The sequence below is a fragment of the Gemmatimonadaceae bacterium genome (assembly GCA_036504815.1).
Classification (GTDB): Bacteria; Gemmatimonadota; Gemmatimonadetes; order Gemmatimonadales; family Gemmatimonadaceae; genus PNKL01.
On record DASXUN010000008.1, the window covers coordinates 102,331 to 119,086 of the forward strand.

Sequence of the window (16,756 nt, forward strand, 5' to 3'; positions counted from 1 at the left end):
AGGCCCCTGATCAGTGCGCAGGCGGCGGCGCCCTATGCGCCGCTACCCCGCCCTTCATTATAACACGTTCCCGGCCAAAAGGGTGGATTTCCCAAGAATCTTCCGGTTAGGCCGCCGGGACCCCAATGTCGATCTGAATGGCCACCTCGGCCCCGTGGACGAGCGTATTGTGCGCCGGGCAGCTGCGCGCCACCCGTTCGAGCATCTCCACGTGTTCGGCGGGAAGGCCGGCGGGAAGCACCACGCGCACCGCGAACTCGCCGATGCGGTTGGGATTCTGCGCACCCCGCTGCTGGACCTCGACGCGCATTCCCTCGTGCGAGAGGCCGCGGGAATGACAGAACTGCTGGACGTACAGCGCCACGCACGTGCCGAGCGAGACACCGAGTAACTCGATGGGTGACGGGCCTGCATCCGCGCCGCCGCCCCGCTCGGGCTGGTCGACGAGCAGGCGATGGGCGCGCACCTGGGCCGCAAACTGCACGCCGCCTTCGTGGGTGACGACGATCGGGTCGCGTTGTCGTGGGGCCGACATGTAGACTCCCTGCGTTGAGATCTGATGAACCGCCGCAGAGAAGTATAATATTCTTATATGTGCATATAATAGGGCAATCCCGCACAGCGGTGTCCGCTGACCCCAGCGCTCGCCTCGTGCGCCCTCCTCCACGGACTCCCCGATGACCGACGCCGCCCGCCCCGCCATCCAGGATCACTATCCCGACGCCTACGCCGTCTGTTACGGCTGCGGCCGCCTCAATGCGCACGGCCTGCACGTGCGCACGCTGCTCGAGGGCGACGAGGGCGTCGTCGTGTTCACGCCGCGCCCGGAGCACACGGGCGTGTCGGGCTTCGTGTACGGGGGCCTGCTCGCGTCGCTCATCGACTGCCATGCCATCGGCACGGCGGCGGCGCTGGCCGAGCGCGACGCGGGCCGGGCGGTGGGAGAGGCGCCGGCGCCGCGTTTCGTCACGGCCTCGCTGCGCGTGGAGTACGTGGCGCCGACGCCCCACGGTCCGCCGCTCGAACTGCGGGCACGCGTGGTGGAGACCAGCGCGCGCAAGTCGGTGGTGGACGTGGCCGTCACGGTGGCGGGCGCCACCACCGTCACCGGCCGCGTGATCGCCGTCCGCATTCCGGATGCGATGGCGCGCGGCTGAGCCGCGCGACGGTCAGGCCGGGCGCTTTCGCCCGCCCGACTTGCGGGCCGGGCGCTCGCGCCGGGGCCGGAACGGCAGCGCCTCGTCCACGAACGTCCGGTAGTCGGCCGTCAGCTCCTCGCCGGCCCGGATGCGGCGCAGCGCGCGAAAGCGGCCGTCGTCACCCGCCTCGACGTTCGGCCGGTCGGCGTGGTTCACGTACCACCCCACCGAGAGCCGGTTCAGATTGGGCGGCACACCGATCTTCGAGCCGGCGACCATGCCGAAGTCCTCGTAAAGCGCGCGAATTGCCGTCGGCATGCGCCGCACCGCGGCGCGCGACAGCCAGGCCACGCGTTCGTCTTCGCCGCGGAAGACCAGCGTCCCCGCCGGAATGTCGCGGATCGCCCGTGCGCCCACGCCGTGGATGCGCGAGGGCCCGATGCGGGCATAGACGCCGTCATGCGGTGCGCGCGGCTTCATGAGCTCTTCTCCGAGGTAGGCGGGTCAAGCGCCAGCGAGCATCGAGGGATATTGCACGCGAAGCGCGCCGCGCGCATCCGGCAATCCGCGGCGCCCGCCACGCGCGTTCGCTGGCATAAATGCTTCGCCTCGATTCAATTGAATTTGCGCGCGACGCGCGCATTTTTCTCTGCTCCCGCGGCCCGGCCGTTGGCGTTTCCTCCGAGAGACCAGAAATGACCCGATTCAAGAACAAGATCCTCTTCGTCGGCTATGGCGCTGTTGCCGAATGCGCGCTGCCCATCCTCTTCAAGACCCTCAAGGTGGCGCCCGAGAACGTCACCGTGATGGATTTCGAGGACCGGTCGGAGAAGCTGAAGAAGTTCATCGCGAAGGGGGTCCACTGGGTCCGCGACCGCGTGACCGAACAGAACATGGGCGCGCTCCTCGGGAAGTATGTCGGCGTCGGCGATGTGGTGATCGACCTCGCCTGGAACATCGACGCCTGCGAGATCCTCGACTGGTGCCATCGCCACGGCGTGCTGTACGTCAACACGTCCACCGAGCTGTGGGATCCGTACGCCTCCGGCCCGAAGGCGCACCCGACGACCAGGACGCTCTACTGGCGGCACATGAACGTCCGCCGCCTGATGGCGCAGTGGAAGACGAAGGGCCCCACGGCGGTGCTCGAGCATGGCGCGAACCCGGGCCTCATCTCGCACTTCACCAAGCAGGGGCTCCTCGACATCGCCGCCGCGTCGCTCGCCGACAAGAAGTTCAAGCCGCGGAAGGCCGAACTGATCGCCGAGCTCGCGCAGACGCAAGCCTTCAATCACCTCGCGCACCAGCTGGGCGTGAAGGTGATCCATTGCTCCGAGCGCGACACGCAGATCAGCAACAAGCCCAAGCAGGTGGACGAGTTCGTCAACACGTGGAGCATCGAGGGCTTCCGCGAAGAGGGACAGACGACCGCGGAGATGGGCTGGGGGACGCACGAGAAGTGGCTGCCGCCGTTCGCCTTCAAGCACAAGGAAGGCCCGAGGAACCAGATCTGCCTCGCGCGGATGGGCATGGAGACGTGGGTGCGCACGTGGGTGCCGAACTACACCATTCGCGGCATGGTCGTCCGCCACGGCGAGGCGTTCACCATCTCCGATCACCTCACGGTCTGGGAGAAGGGCAAGGCGGTCTACCGGCCGACGGTGCACTACGCCTACTGCCCGAGCGACGCGGCCATTGCGTCGCTCAACGAGATGCGCGGCTACGACTACAAGCTCAACGACAACCAGCGCATCATGAACGATGAGATCACCAGCGGCGCCGACATCCTCGGCGCGCTGCTGATGGGGCATCCGTACAACTCCTGGTGGACGGGGAGCGACCTGAGCATCGAGGAATCGCGCCGCCTGGTGCCGCACCAGAACGCCACCACGATGCAGGTCGCCATCTCCGTCATCGCCGCCACCGCGTGGATGATCGAGAACCCCGAGATGGGCGTCGTCGTGCCGGACGACCTGCCGCACGAGTTCATCCTCGACATCTCCAAGCCGTACCTCGGCAAGTTCATCTCGACGCCGTCCGACTGGACGCCGCTCAAGAACTACCGGAATCCGTTTCCGGGCTTCGCCAAGCCGCAGTTCGACCTGAAGGATCCCTGGCAGTTCAAGAACTTCCTCGTCAAGGACGGCGAATGATCTCGAAAGCCCGGCTGAAGAAGCTGGCCGAGGAGCACGGCACGCCGCTGCTCGTCATCGACCATGACGAGCTGCGGAAGAACTTCCGGTCGTTCCGGCGGTACATGCCGCGCGTGCAGCCGTACTTTGCGGTGAAGGCCGGCGCCGACCCGGCGATCGTGCGCACGCTGTTCGACGAGGGATCGAGCTTCGACGTGGCCTCGATGCCCGAGTTCGACCTCGTGTACGACAACATCAAGGGGATGCCGGCGCGCGAGCGCCAGCAGTGGATCTGGGACAAGATCATCTACGCCAATCCCATCAAGCCCGTCGAGACGCTCCGCGAACTCGACCAGTACAAGCCGCTGGTCACCTTCGACAACGTCGACGAGATCGAGAAGGTCAGGCTGCACGCGCCGCGGGCCGGGCTCGTGCTGCGCCTGAAGGTGTCCAACACCGGCGCGATGGTGGAACTCTCCTCGAAGTTCGGCGCGCCGCCCAGCGAGGCGGTGGACCTGATTCTCGAGGCCGACCGTCAGGGGCTGGTGGTCGAGGGCGTCAGCTTCCACGTCGGGAGCCAGACGACGAACTTCGAGAACTACGTCGAGGCGCTCAACCTCACGGCCGACATCTACGCGGAAGCGCAGTCACGCGGGTACACCAAGATGAACCTGGTGGACATCGGCGGCGGCTTCCCGGCACCCTACGATTCGACGGTGCGCCCGTTCAAGGAACTGGCGCGCATCATCAACTCCGAGATCAACCGGCTCTTTCCGAAGCACATCGAGATTTTGGCCGAGCCGGGGCGGTTCTTCGTGGCCACGGCCGGCTACTCGGTGTCCAAGATCATCGGCAAGTCGGTGCGCGAGGGGAAGCCGTCGTACTATCTGGACGACGGTGTGTACCACACGTACTCCGGACAGATCTTCGACCACTGCAAGTATCCGGTGAAGTCGTTCAAGCGCGGGCGGACGAAGCTGTCCGCGGTCTTCGGCCCCACCTGCGACGCGCTCGACGTGATCTCGATGGCCGATCCCCTGCCGGAGCTCGACCGGGACGACCTGGTCTACAGCGAGATGATTGGCGCGTACACGTGGGCGTCGGCGACGACGTTCAACGGGTTTTCACCGGCCAAGGTGGTGCATGTAAACGAGTAGGGGCTCCGTGATGGCTGATGGCTGATGGCGGATGGCGGATCGCATCACACAGCATACAAGCGGTCCCGGCGCAACGGCGCCGGGACCGCTTTCGCTTCCTCAGCCGGGGTACTACTCCCACAGATAGTAATCCTGCCCGAACCAATGGTTCGTGAGCGTCGCGATGCGACGGAAGCCCGCGCGCTCGAGGACCGATCTGGACTCGATGTTGTCCACGCGCGAATCGCACCAGATCTTGTGCGCATTCCGCGACGGGAGTGTTTTGGCGAGCGCGGCGAGCAGTGCGCGACCGACGCCGCGGTGACGGGCACCGGCGGCAGTGCCGAACCACGAAAGCCAGATGGTGCCGTCGTCATACCGGCTCACGCAGAAGCCGACGAGCTCAGCGCCATCGCGCGCCACCAGCACGGCCTGCGCATCATCCGTGACGAGCGCACGAAGGCCGGCTGCCGTGTACCTCGACAACTCGGCGCTGCGGGCGCGCGCATTGTAGTACGCGAGCGGCTCGATGACGGAGCGCATCAGGGCGACGACGGCGTCGACGTCATCGACACCCATTGCCCCGATGGACACGGCCGGCGGGCGAGGGGCCATCACCGGCCGCGCGCGTGCCAGTCGGCCAGCGCCGCGGCCTCCAGCTCGGGCGCAATGGTGAAGCGCGGCTTGGCGCGCCGCGCCTCCGGCACCGTCGGCCACCACGCCAGGGTGTCGCGCACCGTATCGGCGAGCGGCCGGAAGGTGAGGCCGGCCGCCACGGCGCGCGCGTTCTGGATGCTCATCATGCCGTCGTTGTTGCCGCTGAGCATCGCCCACGGGATCGCCTCTTCAATCTTGTGGGCCCGCAGGAAGTCGTAGTCGTCCACATACGTGAACGTCACGTCGGCCTTCAATGCCGCCGCCGCCGCGGCGTAGAACTCCCGAGCGGTCATCGGCTGTCGCGGACCCACCGCGTTGTACACGCCCGAACGCCGCTGCTCCAGGAGTCGCACCATGAACTCGGCGAGATCGCGCACGTCGATGCACTGCGCCGGATCATCGACCCGGCCGGGCGCGAGCACCTCGCCGCCGCGCGCAAGGCGCACCGGCCAGTACGGAAAGCGGTCGCTCGAGTCACCAGGGCCGACGATGTACGTCGGGCGGACCACCAGTCCGCGATCACCGAAGGCCTGCACCACATGGCGCTCGCCCTGCGCCTTCATCACGCCGAAGGCCTCGTCACCATCCTTCGGGTCCACGAGGTCGTAATGCACGGGGTCCGACTCCCCGAGTCCGCGACGGAGATACGGATAGTAGACGCCCGTGGACGAGACGAAAAGGTACCGCCCCGCCGATGACGCGAGCAATTCGGTGGACTGCCGCACCCAGTCGGCGACGGTGCCGGAGTCGTCAATCACGGCGTCCCAGCGTTTTCCCTCGAGCGCCTGCAACTGCCCGTTGCGATCGCCCACGAGGCGCTCAACGGATTCCGGCAGGTCGGCCTGGCGACGGCCCCGCGTGAAGATGGTGACGCGATGTCCGCGGGCCACCGCGTGACGCACGAGGAACGGTCCGATGAAGTTGGTCCCGCCGAGGATGAGCAGGTCGAGCGGCTCGGCCGCGCCGCTCGGGATCTGTTCGACCGGCGCGGCGAAGGGCCGGAAGCCGCTCAACACCGCGCCGCCGGCAACGGCGGACGAGACCAGGAATGTTCGGCGACTTTGCACGATGAAGACCTCACAGACGATGCAGCGAATCGATGCGGACGTGAGCGGCGGCGACAGGACGCACCTCCCATAATAATCCTGGTCCCGCCACGGCACGAAGCCGCGGCGGGGCCGGAGGTCGCGCCGACCCGGCGACGAGGTGGCGCTAGCGCTCGCCGCCCGTGAGACCCCGGTTGGACAGCAGCGGACCAATCACCGGATCACGCCCGCGGAACTCGCGATAGATCGTCGCCATGTCGCCCGTCCCGCCGCGCGACAGGATGAGGTCGCGGAAGCGCTGGCCGTTGGCCCTCGTCATCCCGCCGTGCTCGAGGAACCAGGCGTACGCGTCGGCGTCGATCACTTCGCTCCAGATGTAGGCATAGTAGCCCGCCGAGTAGCCGCCGCCCCAGATATGCGAGAAGTAGTTGGTCTTGTACCGCGGCGGCACGAGCGGCAGGTCAACCCCGAAGCGCTTGAGCGCCTGCGCCTCGAACGCGTCGACGTCCGTCGGGTGGTCGTTCACCGACAAGGTGTGCCACGCCATGTCGAGCAGCGCCGCGCCCAGGTATTCCGTGGTCGCGAAACCCTGATCGAACGTTGTCGTGCGCCGGATCTTGGCCTCGAGCGCCGCCGGCATCGGTGCGCCGGTCTGGTAGTGCCGCGCGTAGTGCGCGAACACCTCGGGGTGCAGCGCCCAATGTTCATTGAATTGCGACGGGACTTCCGTGAAGTCCCGCGGCATGTTCCCCGCGAGCCGTGGATACGGCGCGGCGTTCATGAAGCTGCTCAGGGCGTGACCGAACTCGTGATACATCGTGGTCACGTTGTCCCACGTCAGCAGCGCCGGCTGGCCGGCGGCCGGCTTGGTGAAGTTGCAGTTGTTGATCACCACCGGCCGCGTGCCGAGCAGCGCCGAGCGGCTGACGAAGCCGGACGACCAGGCGCCGCCATTCTTGTTGTCGCGCTTGTAGTAGTCGGCGTAGAACAGGCCGAGCGACGAGTCGGCGTCGAAGACCTCGAAGACGCGCACGTCGGGATGGTAGACCGGAATGTCCTTCCGTTCCTTGAACGTCAGCCCGTACAGCTGCTGCGCCGCGTAGAAGACGCCGTCGCGCAGCACGCGGTCCATTTCGAAGTACGGCTTGATCTGCTCCTCGTCCAATGCGTACTGCTCGGCCCGCACCTGCTCGGCGTAGAACTGCCAGTCCCACGGCTCAAGCTTGAAGCCACCGCCCTGCCTGTCCACGAGCTGCTGCATGGCCGTGGCCTCGCCCCGCGCCTTCGCGGTCGCCGGCGTCACGAGCTGGGTCAGCAGGCGGAGCGCGTTCTCGGGCGTCTTCGCCATGGTCTCGTCGAGGCCGTAGGCAGCGAGGGACGGATACCCGAGCAGCTGCGCCCGCTCGGGACGGAGCTGGGCGAGACGCAGGATGACCTGGCGCGTGTCGTTGCTGTCGCCGCGCGCGGCCCGCATGGTGGACGCTTCAAAGAGCCGCTGTCGCAGCGCGCGGTTCTGCAGTGAGGACTGCGCGGGCTGCTGCGTGGTGTTCTGCAGCGGCAGGAGCCAGCGCCCCGAGAGGCCGCGGGCCTGGGCGGCGCCCGCTGCTGCCGCGACCTCGCCGGCGCTCAGGCCGGCCAGCTGCCTCACGTCATCCACGATGACGCCGCCGGCGCGCGTGGCGGCCAGCAACCGACGGCCGAACTCGTTGGTGAGCGACGCCTGCTCGCGATTGAGCGCGCGCAGCCGCGTCTTGTCGGCGTCGGACAGCAGGGCCCCGGCGCGCACGAAGTCGCGGTAGTAGCGCTCCACGACAAGGCGCTGCAGCGAGTCGAGACCGAGGCTCGCGCGGCGATCGTAGAGGCTCTTGATGCGCAGGAAGAGCGTGTCGTTGAGGTTGATCGCATCGCGGTGCGCCGCGAGCTTCGGCGCGAGCGCGCGCTGGATGGCCTGCAGCGTGTCGTTGGTGTTGGACGACGTGAGCGCGCCGACGACGCGCTGCACGCGCGACAGCAACTGCCCGGAGCGCTCGAACGGCAGGATGGTGTTCGCGAAGGTCGGCGTGCCCGGCGCGTGAATGATGGCGGCCACTTCGGCCAGTTGCTGGCGCATCCCCTCTTCGATGGCCGGCTGGAAGTCGGTGTTGCGAATGCGCGTGAAGTCCGGCGCCTGGTACAGCAGCGGACTCGGCGTGGCGAATGGATTGGTGCCCGGCAGCTGCGCGGTGACGACTTCGCTGCAGGCGAGAACGGCAATCCCAAGGGGGATCGCGAAACGGCGGACGGAGAACATTGGGGAGACCCGGTGAGCGGAAAGGGACCGGGGGCCGTCTCCCTGAGAATACGATCCGGCGCCCCCTGGCGACAGCCGTCACAGCGACCGCAGGTACTGCACGAGGTCGGACTTCTGCGATGCCGTGAGCCCAAGGTTGCGACGACTGTTGTAGAGCTCCACCACGGCCTCGAGCGTTGGCGCAATGCCGTTATGGAAGTACGGCGCGTGCAATTGCAGCGCGCGCAGCGGCGTGGTGCGGTACATCCGCGTCGCACTGCGAGCGGCGGCGCTCGGCGCGCCATTCGGCTCCGGTTCGCTGACGACCTCCGCCGGTGAGTGCAGACGACTGTTGGCGTCGGTGAAGAGCGTGCCGGCGTGGCAGCTCGCGCACTGCCCGGCGCCACTGAACACCACCGCGCCGCGCGCGGCGGCGGCCACGTCATAGCTGCCAGCCGACGGCTTGGGCGCCGCCAGGCTGAGCTGATACTCCTGCAGCGCGGGGAGCAGCGCCGAGATCATATCAGGCCCGTTCTGGATGTTCACGTGCGTGCGCGCCTCGACGAACGAGCCGTGGCCGTGCATCTGCGTCACCCCCACGTAGCGGTTCCAGTAGGCGATGTCCTGGCCGTCACCGGTGAAGGTGATGCTGTGCACGCCGCGCAGTCCGTACGCCGGCGGAATGACCACCGGGCCGTTCAGGCCATCCATGTTGATGCGCGGATCAAACCGGCCGGGCCCCCACGAGTTGTAGACGGCCTTCTGGGCCGCGGTGAGCGCCGGCGAGAGCGCGATGATCGCCCCGGGGTTCAAGTCGAGATTCGGGTAACCGTCGCGTCGCGATCCAACGCCCTTGGCAATGCGGTCGTCCACCGTGGAGTGACAGAGGGCGCACGTGATGCCGAGTCGCGTGATGTGATTCTGCGCGTCCACCGTGGCCCGAATGCCGACCACGGCCCCGAGCTTCAGCAGGGTCACCGTGGTCGCGGGGCTCGACAGGTCCACCTGCCCGGCCTGCAGCGCCTGCAACACGGCCGGTGGGAGCGTGTCGGCATCCACCTTGAGCCCGACGGCAAGCGCCGTCGTCGGTGGGACGGTCTGGACAACTTCGTGCATGCGCAGCGTGTCGGTCCAGAAGGTCTCATCGCCGAAGGTCTCGAAGCGGAAGATCTGTTTCCCCGCGTCCACTGACGCGGCGGAGAGACTGGTCGGCGTGCTTTCACGCGAGCAGGAAGTCGCGAGGATTGCCACGAGGGCGGTGCCGGTGAGCGTGAACCACGCCATCCGGGGAATACGGGAGATGGAGGGCAGCATTGGGGGGGGGCTACTCCAGAAGGGGAAGAAGGAAGTCAGACGCGAAGCACTTACTCGGGCAGGCGTCCGATGAGCGCGGAGGCCGTGATCGGTCCGGAATCGGCGATGAGGCGCCGTGCCGCGTCGAGCTGGCCCCAGACGTTCCAGAGCAGCACGCCGCGTACGCGGCCGTCGCGGAGGTAGTAGATCACCCCCTCGCGAAACGGCACCTTCCAGTCGGCGACGGTCTGCAGTCGCGCATCAAGGTCGCCGACCGCCTCGTAGCCGAGCTCGAAGAGGTCGGAGTAGAAGAACGGCAGGTGGTGACACGCGACCGCGTCGCCGGCCATGTTCCGCCCGGCCTGCCGACCCATCGAGACGGCGTTGTCCTCGTGCTCGACACGCCGGCGGGTGTCGAGCGCCGGGCTGTAGAAGTTGGCCACGTCGCCGGCGGCGTAGATGTCGGGGCGTCGCGTGCGCAGGAACTCGTCCACCACGATGCCGTTCGCCACTTCGAGCCCTGCCCGCTCCGCCAACTCGACGTTTGGCGTGAGGCCAAGGCCCGCAACCACCGCATCGGCCGCGAGCGCATCGCCGGTCGTGGTCGTCACGATTGTCTGCGCGTCGTTGCGCCGCACGCTGGCCACCCCGCGACCGGTGAGCACGGCGATGCCCCGCTCACCAAAGTAGTCGACGAGATGACGCGAGAGATCGGCGGGAAAGACCCGACTACCGATGCCTTCTTCCGGCATGAGCATGGTCACCTCGTGCTCCTGCATCCGCAGCGCGGCGGCGATCTCGCTGCCAATGAAGCCCCCGCCGATGACGATGACCTTGCGGCGCACGGCAGACATGGCGCGCAGTCGCGCGTAGTCGTCGTAGGTGCGGAAGTAGATCACGTCGTCCGGATCGGACGACAATCGGCGCGGCGTGCCGCCGGTCGCGAGCAAGAGCTTGTCGTAGGTGTAGACCGCGCCCACGTCGTCCGTGACCTGCCGGGCTTCGGGATCCAGCGCGGTCACGCGGCGGCCGAGATGCAGCGCGACCCCGGCGGCGGCCGTATCGCTCCATATGGATGCGAGCGCCGTGTCCTTCCAGAGCCCCTTCGAGAGCGGCGGCCGACTGTACGGGGGATGCGACTCGGCGCCGATCAGGCCAATGGTGGCATTTGCGTCGATTTCACGAATGCCGCGTGCCGCGGCATCCGCGGTCATGCCGCCGCCGACCAGGAGATGACTGTAGTGCGTCATGATGCACCACCCCGTGCCTGAGCGGTGAAACCGGCGTCGCGCACCTCGGCGAGAAACCGGTTGCGCAGGGTTGCGTCGAGCAATGCGCCGCGTGTCGCCACCGTCCGTGTCGTGACGCCGGGGGCCCCGATCCCTCGCATCTCCATGCAGAGATGGCGAGCCTCGATCACCACGATCACCCCGGCCGGCTCCAGACGCGCGTCGAGCAGCTCGGTGATCTGCTGTGTCAGGCGCTCCTGCAGCTGCGGGCGCCGCGCGTAGTAGTCGACGACCCGCGCGAACTTCGACAACCCCAGCAGCTCGCGGCCCGGGATGTACCCCACGTGCGCCGTGCCGAAGAAGGGGAGAAAGTGGTGCGCGCACAGCGAGAAGAACGGGATGCCGACCACGGAGACGATATCCGCGTAGCCCTCGCTGTTCGGGAACGTGCTGAGCGTCGGCTCCGCGCCGGGGGCCAGGCCGGCGAAGAGTTCGCGGTAGGCGCGCGCCACGCGAAAGTCGGTCCCGACGAGATTCGGGTCGTCGAGGTCGAGGTCGAGCGACGCGAGAAAGGCGCGAAAGGCGGACGCGGTCCGGGCGAGCCGATCGTCATCGGCCAGGTGGAGCGCCGTGCGAGGGGCCGGCAGTTCAGCGTGCGGCGGCAACGACGGGGCGAGCGCGACGAGCGGGACGGGCACGGGGGGCCTCCAGCTGGTTATTAGTACAATATGTCAATGACAATATTGCCTAATACTCCAAGTGTTGTCAAGTGTTTCATGCCCCTCTCCGCGGAAAGGCCCGCACGGCGGTGGTGCGCGCCCGGCGCGCACGTGCGATCCGGCGATGAGTATGACAGCCGCTTCGGCCGCTACGCCCGAACGCCCGCCTCTAGCAACGTGACGGTTCCCGCGCCGGCATCCATCCGGGCCGCAACGCCGTACGGCAACGTCACCTGATCGGGAACATGTCCCACCGCGACATTGCGAAGAGCCGGCACCTTGAGCGGGAGCAGGTGATCGGCAAAGACCTCGCGCATCGTCAGGCTGAGCCGGCCGGGGCAATTGCGCTTGTCGGTCCCCGTGAAGATCCCCAGCGCCACGCCCGCCGCATCCGTCAGCTTTCCCGCCGCGGTCAGCTGGGTCAGCATGCGGTCCACCTTGAAGGGCTCTTCGTCAACGTCTTCTATGAAGACGACTCGTCCTCGCGTCTCGACTTCATATGGAGTCCCCAAACTCGACGTCAGCAGGCTGAGCGTGCCGCCGGTGATGCGCCCCTGCGCGATTCCGCGTCGCAACGTTATCGGCCGGCGTCCCGGTGCAAACGGGACGCGTCCGGCCGGAACCTCGGACATCAGCGCGCGCTGAAGTGAACGCGCGGAGAAGGGACTCCATCCGAGGGACGAGCAAGGCATGGGGCCCCAGAACGAGACGACGCCCGCCTTCTGCAAGGCGAGGTGCAACGCGGTGATGTCGGAAAAGCCGACGAGCGGCTTGGGGTGACGTCGCGCCAGGTCGAGATCGAACGACGGCAGAAGCCGCGCGACGCCGTAGCCTCCACGTGTACAGATGATCGCCTTGATCTCTGGATCACGAAAAGCGGCCTCGAGGTCGTGCACGCGCTCACGGTCGGTCCCGGCGAGATACCCGTGTTCCGACAGCGCGTATCGCCCGGTCTTCACCCGGAGCCCAAACTGCTCCAGCCGCTTGCGGCCGAGTGCCAGAACGCGCGCGCTCCTCACCGGCGACGCCGGAGAGACCAGCGCCACGTGATCTCCGACGGTGAGGCGACGAGAAACCTTCAGCGGCGTGGTCATGATCGCCTAGAACAGCAGGCGGCAGATGCCGTAGGCCGCGGCGATGCCCGAGAAGTCCGTGATGAGGCTGGCCGCGAGCGTGTACCGGGTCTTGCGCACGGCGACGGCGCCAAAGTAGACCGCCATGATGTAGAACGTCGTTTCGGTGCTTCCCTGGATCACGCTGACCAGCCGGCCGATGAAGGAGTCCGGGCCGTAGACCTTGAAGATCTCCGAGCTCATCGCGAACGCGGCCGACCCCGAGAGCGAGCGCATCAGCGACGAGGGGAGCGCTTCGGGCGGGAATCCCGTCCAACCGATCACCGGGCGAATGGCCCAGACCAGGTAGTCCATGGCGCCGCTCGCGCGAAACATGCCGATGGCGACGAGAATGGCGACGAGATACGGCATGATGCGAACGCCGATCGTGAACCCTTCCTTGGCCCCTTCGATGAAGCTCTCGTAGACGCGGACACGCTTCACGGCGTACGCGTAGAGCGGGACGGCGAGGATCAGCAGGGGAACAATCCAATTGGACGCGCTGTTCGCGAGTTCTCTCATGCGGCACCTCCACGGGGCCGCAGCGCAAACCATCGGGCGAACATCTTCGACACCGCGATGGCGACGATCATCGAGGCCGCCGTGGCGAAAATGGTGCCGACGATAGTCTCGGACGGGTTCTTGGAGCCGGCGGCTGACCGGAGGCTGATGACCATCACCGGGATGAGCTGCAGCGAGCTGGAGTGCAACGTCACGAACATGCACATCGCATCCGACGCCGTCTCCTTGTCCGGGTTCAGCTCCTGCAGGTCCTCCATCGCCTTGATGCCGAAGGGCGTCGCCGCGTCGCCGAGGCCAAGCATGTTGGCGCCGAAGTTCATGGCGATCGCGCCGAGGGCCGGGTGATCGCGGGGCACGTCGGGGAACAGGAAGCGAAAGACCGGGCGCAGGGCCCTCGCCAGCACCCGCACCAACCCGGCGTCCTCGGCGACGCGCATCAGCCCGAGGAACAAGGTCATGCCGCCCACGAGGCCGATGGCGAGTTCGATGGCGGTCGTCGCGGAACTGAACATTGCGTTGGACACGTCGGCCATGTGTCCCTTGACCGCGCCGCTGATGACCGCCGCACCGATGAGCAAGAGCCAGACGATGTTCATATCGTATTGTCCTCCCGGACGCGTAAAACGTAACCGCGGCGGCCGCGGCGGCAATCGCTAGCCTGATATGGCGTTGCACCCTCCCGAGGCGCCTTCACCGGTGCATCGCCTCCGCCGGTGGGACGCCGCCAATGGGCCATCAAGGAGTTGAACCTCGGTCGGCAGGCCGATCAGGGTTCTCCTGACGCACCTGCACCGAGGCTGGAGTGGAACTGCCGTGCCTTGAGGCAGCGCGGGTGCGCGAGGCGCATCGCTCCCTGGCTCGACTTCGGAACAATTCGAGTTCGTTGTGCCAAAGGACACCTGATGGTGTATGATCGCACGGGTACCCCGCGCTTCCTCAATACGACCGGAGGGTATAATGGGGCTTCTTGATGGCATGATGGACAAGGCCAAAGCTGCGTTTGGCCAAGCGGACGATGCATCAAATCCACTGATGGGCCAGGTGATGGATCTCATTAACCAGCACGGTGGCGTCGCCGGAATCGCGCAGACGTTCCGCGACCGTGGCTTCGGCAGCGCGATCTCGTCGTGGATCTCGACCGGGCAGAACCTGCCGATAACGGGAGACCAGCTTCAAAGCGTGCTCGGGAGCGCCAAGGTGCAGGAACTCGCCGAAAAGGCCGGGGTGTCACCTGACATGCTCCAAACGGGACTGGCGACGCTGCTCCCGAATGTGATCGACAAGCTCACCCCCGACGGTAAGCTCCCCACTTCGTAGTCAGGAGGTTCCAATGATCAGGCGGATTGGCACGGTTGTGATGGCCGCAATCCTCGTCGCGGCGCTCGCAGTTCCACGGAGTTCGCACGCGCAGGCGGCCGCCCGCAGCGTGGTGTGCAAGGACGGATCTGCAGGCACGGCGGGTCGCGGCGCATGCGGCGGACATGGTGGCGTCGACCCGGTCGCCACCAAGAAGGCTGAAGACAAGGCAGCGAAGAAGGCCGCAAAGGCCGAGGCCGCAGCCTCGAAGAAGGCCGACAAGGCAGCGGCGGCAAAGCAGGCAGAGAAGGCTGAAGCCGCGGCGGAGAAGGCCGAGAAGTCGGCCAGGGCTGAGAAGACGGCGAAGGCGGAAGCTGCGGCCAGGGCCGAGAAGTCGGCGAAGGCGGAGGCGGCCGCCAAGGCTGATAGGTCGGCGAGGTCAGCCAGGGGTGAAGCGCGCGAGAAGTCCGAGCGGGCCGAAGACGCCGAGAAGTCGGCGAACGCGGCGGGCAAGGCGGCCCGCAGGGCAGCCGACGACGAGAAAGAGCGAGGAGCGGCCACGGCGCGCTGCAAGGACAACACGCTGTCCTACGCCAAGGAGCATACTGGCGCTTGCAGTAACCACGGTGGCGTCGCCGAGTGGCTCGACGGACGCGCGAAGAAGCCCTGACCCAGGGCTTCGTGAGCACAGAACGGCCGCCCGAACGGGCGGCCGTTCTGTGCTAAGGACGCCGTCGCGGACTCATCCCTCGGGCGGCTGCGGAAGGTCGCGGTTCGTGTGCAGTCGGCGCAGCACGCGCTCAGACTGCTCGGCCACCGCGGGATCTGCCGGCGGCGCCGGCAGCGCGCGCACCGCGCGGTTGATCGCGGTCAGTTCCGCAGCGAACCGCCGGCACTGATCGCACATCAGCAGGTGCAGGCGGATCGCGATCCGGCGGCGCCAGCTTTCGTTGCGCAGATCGCCCGCCATGGCGCGGCTCACTTCATTACACGCGAGCATCGGCACTCCCTCGCACTCCCTTGGCTTCGAGACACTCGCGCATCCGCACACGCGCGCGAAACAACAGCACTCCGAGATTATTGGCGCTCACGCCGAGAATCTTACAGGTCTCGTCGGTGGACACCTCGTCCGCCTCGCGCAACAGCAGCGCCTGGCGCTGGCGATCCGGAATGCCGTCCAGGCAGTCGCGCAGGACGCGCTGCAGTTCCTCACCGGCCAGCGCCTCCAGCGGTCCACGCGGCGGTGTGCGCCACGTGCCGTGGTCGTCGAAGCGGGCGTCGAAGACGGCGTCAATGGCATCCGTCGCTTCTTCGCGCTGATCCGCGCGCCGCCGCTCGGCGATCTTGTTCGCCAGGATCCCGAGCAGCCATGTCGTGGCGCGCGCCCGACCGTCGAACGCCGCGGCGCGCTCGAGGAAGACGAGCACCGCCGCGTGCGCCACATCCTCGGCGGCGTCGCCCGTGAGCCCCGCGGCGCGCGCCGCGATGAGGAGGCGCGGCAGCGCCTCCCGCAGGACGGCGTCGAGCACCGCCGGATCGCGCCGGCGGATGCCGGCCGTGACCTCAGCGCGCTCCATTAGAAGACCGGCAGACCGCCGCCATGTAATGAAATCGCATCCCCAAACAATAACGCTCGTCCGGCGCGATGGGCGCGCTGGCGCAACCTGGGCAAGGAGCGGACTATGCATCTCGACGTGAGGCGGCTGGCGCTGGCGGGCGTGGCGGGAACCGCGGTGATGACGATGGTTGGACTGTGGGTGGCGCCGTTGATGGGCATTCCCGCCATGAATCCGGCGGCGATGCTCGCCATGGCGATGGGCGGAATGCTGGCGGCCGGCTGGGCGGCGCACTTCATGATCGGCATCGTGCTCGCCGTGGGATATGGCATCGTGGCGGGACACCTGCCCGGGCCGGCGCCGCTGCGCGGCGCCCTCTACGCGCTGGCGCCGTGGTTGATGGCGCAGGTCGTCGTGATGCCGATGATGGGCGCGGGGCTGTTTTCCGGCTCCATGGTACTCGCGGCCGGGAGCATGATCGGCCACGTGATGTACGGCGCCGTGGTCGGCGCGGTGGCCGGGGTGCCGGGTGCGCGGCGGGTCGCCCCGGCCGGGGCGCGTGCGTGACGACGGCAGCTGCAGCCAGGCCGGCGGGCGCGACCACGCTCATGGCGTGTCCAGTGAGAACGCCCCGCAACGGCAGAGTCCGT

At 67.5% G+C, this 16,756-nt stretch carries 19 protein-coding genes; 6 read left to right on the top strand and 13 right to left on the bottom strand.

Annotated elements, in window-relative coordinates; genetic code table 11:
- Window positions 1–106 precede the first annotated feature (106 nt).
- Window positions 107–535: an OsmC family protein gene (locus VGJ96_03960; protein ID HEY3286258.1), complete on the bottom strand. Its 429-nt coding sequence runs from the start codon at window positions 533–535 to the stop codon at window positions 107–109.
- 142 nt (window positions 536–677) lie between these two features.
- On the opposite strand from VGJ96_03960, the gene VGJ96_03965 reads away from it, so the two are divergent.
- Window positions 678–1,157: a PaaI family thioesterase gene (locus VGJ96_03965; protein ID HEY3286259.1), complete on the top strand. Its 480-nt coding sequence runs from the start codon at window positions 678–680 to the stop codon at window positions 1,155–1,157.
- 12 nt (window positions 1,158–1,169) lie between these two features.
- Here VGJ96_03965 and VGJ96_03970 read toward each other — a convergent pair whose 3' ends face one another.
- On the bottom strand, window positions 1,170–1,619 hold the full coding sequence (locus VGJ96_03970; GenBank protein ID HEY3286260.1) for an SET domain-containing protein: 450 nt from the start codon (window positions 1,617–1,619) through the stop codon (window positions 1,170–1,172).
- Between the two features lie 215 nt (window positions 1,620–1,834).
- Between VGJ96_03970 and VGJ96_03975 the strand changes: the two genes are divergently transcribed.
- On the top strand, window positions 1,835–3,292 hold the full coding sequence (locus tag VGJ96_03975) for a saccharopine dehydrogenase C-terminal domain-containing protein (GenBank protein HEY3286261.1): 1,458 nt from the start codon (window positions 1,835–1,837) through the stop codon (window positions 3,290–3,292).
- Window positions 3,289–4,428, top strand: coding sequence for a type III PLP-dependent enzyme (locus tag VGJ96_03980; protein HEY3286262.1), 1,140 nt, complete (start codon window positions 3,289–3,291; stop codon window positions 4,426–4,428). The genes VGJ96_03975 and VGJ96_03980 overlap by 4 nt, the downstream gene beginning before the upstream one ends.
- Before the next feature lie 111 nt (window positions 4,429–4,539).
- On the opposite strand, the gene VGJ96_03985 is transcribed toward VGJ96_03980, so the two are convergent.
- From VGJ96_03985 to VGJ96_04025, 9 genes are all read right to left on the bottom strand, one after another.
- Window positions 4,540–5,022 carry a GNAT family N-acetyltransferase gene (locus tag VGJ96_03985; GenBank protein ID HEY3286263.1) on the bottom strand — a complete coding sequence of 161 codons (483 nt, stop codon included), beginning with the start codon at window positions 5,020–5,022 and terminating at the stop codon, window positions 4,540–4,542.
- A complete protein-coding gene (locus tag VGJ96_03990) occupies window positions 5,022–6,131 on the bottom strand; it encodes an NAD-dependent epimerase/dehydratase family protein (protein HEY3286264.1) in 1,110 nt (369 codons plus the stop codon). The genes VGJ96_03985 and VGJ96_03990 overlap by 1 nt, the downstream gene beginning before the upstream one ends.
- Window positions 6,132–6,276: 145 nt before the next feature.
- Window positions 6,277–8,400 carry a M3 family metallopeptidase gene (locus VGJ96_03995; GenBank protein ID HEY3286265.1) on the bottom strand — a complete coding sequence of 708 codons (2,124 nt, stop codon included), beginning with the start codon at window positions 8,398–8,400 and terminating at the stop codon, window positions 6,277–6,279.
- Between the two features lie 78 nt (window positions 8,401–8,478).
- Window positions 8,479–9,663: a hypothetical protein gene (locus tag VGJ96_04000; protein HEY3286266.1), complete on the bottom strand. Its 1,185-nt coding sequence runs from the start codon at window positions 9,661–9,663 to the stop codon at window positions 8,479–8,481.
- An 80-nt stretch (window positions 9,664–9,743) separates the two neighbouring features.
- A complete protein-coding gene (locus VGJ96_04005; protein ID HEY3286267.1) occupies window positions 9,744–10,922 on the bottom strand; it encodes an FAD/NAD(P)-binding oxidoreductase in 1,179 nt (392 codons plus the stop codon).
- On the bottom strand, window positions 10,919–11,599 hold the full coding sequence (gene folE / locus VGJ96_04010; protein HEY3286268.1) for a GTP cyclohydrolase I: 681 nt from the start codon (window positions 11,597–11,599) through the stop codon (window positions 10,919–10,921). The genes VGJ96_04005 and folE overlap by 4 nt, the downstream gene beginning before the upstream one ends.
- Before the next feature lie 170 nt (window positions 11,600–11,769).
- Window positions 11,770–12,714 (bottom strand): LD-carboxypeptidase, encoded by a 945-nt coding sequence (locus VGJ96_04015; GenBank protein HEY3286269.1) that lies wholly within the window; start codon window positions 12,712–12,714, stop codon window positions 11,770–11,772.
- Between the two features lie 6 nt (window positions 12,715–12,720).
- The gene (locus tag VGJ96_04020) at window positions 12,721–13,254 is read right to left on the bottom strand and encodes a spore maturation protein (protein ID HEY3286270.1); all 534 of its coding nucleotides are present in this window, start codon (window positions 13,252–13,254) and stop codon (window positions 12,721–12,723) included.
- Complete coding sequence (locus VGJ96_04025; protein HEY3286271.1) at window positions 13,251–13,850, bottom strand: nucleoside recognition domain-containing protein; 600 nt, start codon at window positions 13,848–13,850, stop codon at window positions 13,251–13,253. Before VGJ96_04025 ends, VGJ96_04020 begins: the two co-directional genes overlap by 4 nt.
- Window positions 13,851–14,211: 361 nt before the next feature.
- Between VGJ96_04025 and VGJ96_04030 the strand changes: the two genes are divergently transcribed.
- The gene (locus tag VGJ96_04030) at window positions 14,212–14,571 is read left to right on the top strand and encodes a YidB family protein (GenBank protein ID HEY3286272.1); all 360 of its coding nucleotides are present in this window, start codon (window positions 14,212–14,214) and stop codon (window positions 14,569–14,571) included.
- 13 nt (window positions 14,572–14,584) lie between these two features.
- Window positions 14,585–15,220, top strand: coding sequence for a hypothetical protein (locus VGJ96_04035; GenBank protein ID HEY3286273.1), 636 nt, complete (start codon window positions 14,585–14,587; stop codon window positions 15,218–15,220).
- Between the two features lie 72 nt (window positions 15,221–15,292).
- Here the strand turns inward: VGJ96_04035 and VGJ96_04040 are convergent, their stop codons facing one another.
- Entirely contained in the window at window positions 15,293–15,556 is a 264-nt protein-coding gene (locus VGJ96_04040; GenBank protein ID HEY3286274.1) for a hypothetical protein, read from the bottom strand.
- Window positions 15,537–16,127, bottom strand: a complete 591-nt coding sequence (locus VGJ96_04045; GenBank protein ID HEY3286275.1) for a sigma-70 family RNA polymerase sigma factor — start codon at window positions 16,125–16,127, stop codon at window positions 15,537–15,539. The genes VGJ96_04040 and VGJ96_04045 overlap by 20 nt, the downstream gene beginning before the upstream one ends.
- 105 nt (window positions 16,128–16,232) lie before the next feature.
- On the opposite strand from VGJ96_04045, the gene VGJ96_04050 reads away from it, so the two are divergent.
- The gene (locus VGJ96_04050) at window positions 16,233–16,673 is read left to right on the top strand and encodes a DUF6789 family protein (GenBank protein ID HEY3286276.1); all 441 of its coding nucleotides are present in this window, start codon (window positions 16,233–16,235) and stop codon (window positions 16,671–16,673) included.
- Window positions 16,674–16,756 lie beyond the last annotated feature (83 nt).

What these genes read in the sequence shown, in the direction of transcription:
- VGJ96_03960 (HEY3286258.1), bottom strand. Translation starts at nt 535, where the DNA reads ATGTCGGCCCCACGACAACGCGACCCGATCGTCGTCACCCACGAAGGC.
- VGJ96_03965 (HEY3286259.1), top strand. Translation starts at nt 678, where the DNA reads ATGACCGACGCCGCCCGCCCCGCCATCCAGGATCACTATCCCGACGCC.
- VGJ96_03970 (HEY3286260.1), bottom strand. Translation starts at nt 1,619, where the DNA reads ATGAAGCCGCGCGCACCGCATGACGGCGTCTATGCCCGCATCGGGCCC.
- VGJ96_03975 (HEY3286261.1), top strand. Translation starts at nt 1,835, where the DNA reads ATGACCCGATTCAAGAACAAGATCCTCTTCGTCGGCTATGGCGCTGTT.
- VGJ96_03980 (HEY3286262.1), top strand. Translation starts at nt 3,289, where the DNA reads ATGATCTCGAAAGCCCGGCTGAAGAAGCTGGCCGAGGAGCACGGCACG.
- VGJ96_03985 (HEY3286263.1), bottom strand. Translation starts at nt 5,022, where the DNA reads ATGGCCCCTCGCCCGCCGGCCGTGTCCATCGGGGCAATGGGTGTCGAT.
- VGJ96_03995 (HEY3286265.1), bottom strand. Translation starts at nt 8,400, where the DNA reads ATGTTCTCCGTCCGCCGTTTCGCGATCCCCCTTGGGATTGCCGTTCTC.
- VGJ96_04000 (HEY3286266.1), bottom strand. Translation starts at nt 9,663, where the DNA reads ATGGCGTGGTTCACGCTCACCGGCACCGCCCTCGTGGCAATCCTCGCG.
- VGJ96_04005 (HEY3286267.1), bottom strand. Translation starts at nt 10,922, where the DNA reads ATGACGCACTACAGTCATCTCCTGGTCGGCGGCGGCATGACCGCGGAT.
- VGJ96_04015 (HEY3286269.1), bottom strand. Translation starts at nt 12,714, where the DNA reads ATGACCACGCCGCTGAAGGTTTCTCGTCGCCTCACCGTCGGAGATCAC.
- VGJ96_04020 (HEY3286270.1), bottom strand. Translation starts at nt 13,254, where the DNA reads ATGAGAGAACTCGCGAACAGCGCGTCCAATTGGATTGTTCCCCTGCTG.
- VGJ96_04025 (HEY3286271.1), bottom strand. Translation starts at nt 13,850, where the DNA reads ATGAACATCGTCTGGCTCTTGCTCATCGGTGCGGCGGTCATCAGCGGC.
- VGJ96_04030 (HEY3286272.1), top strand. Translation starts at nt 14,212, where the DNA reads ATGGGGCTTCTTGATGGCATGATGGACAAGGCCAAAGCTGCGTTTGGC.
- VGJ96_04035 (HEY3286273.1), top strand. Translation starts at nt 14,585, where the DNA reads ATGATCAGGCGGATTGGCACGGTTGTGATGGCCGCAATCCTCGTCGCG.
- VGJ96_04045 (HEY3286275.1), bottom strand. Translation starts at nt 16,127, where the DNA reads ATGGAGCGCGCTGAGGTCACGGCCGGCATCCGCCGGCGCGATCCGGCG.
- VGJ96_04050 (HEY3286276.1), top strand. Translation starts at nt 16,233, where the DNA reads ATGCATCTCGACGTGAGGCGGCTGGCGCTGGCGGGCGTGGCGGGAACC.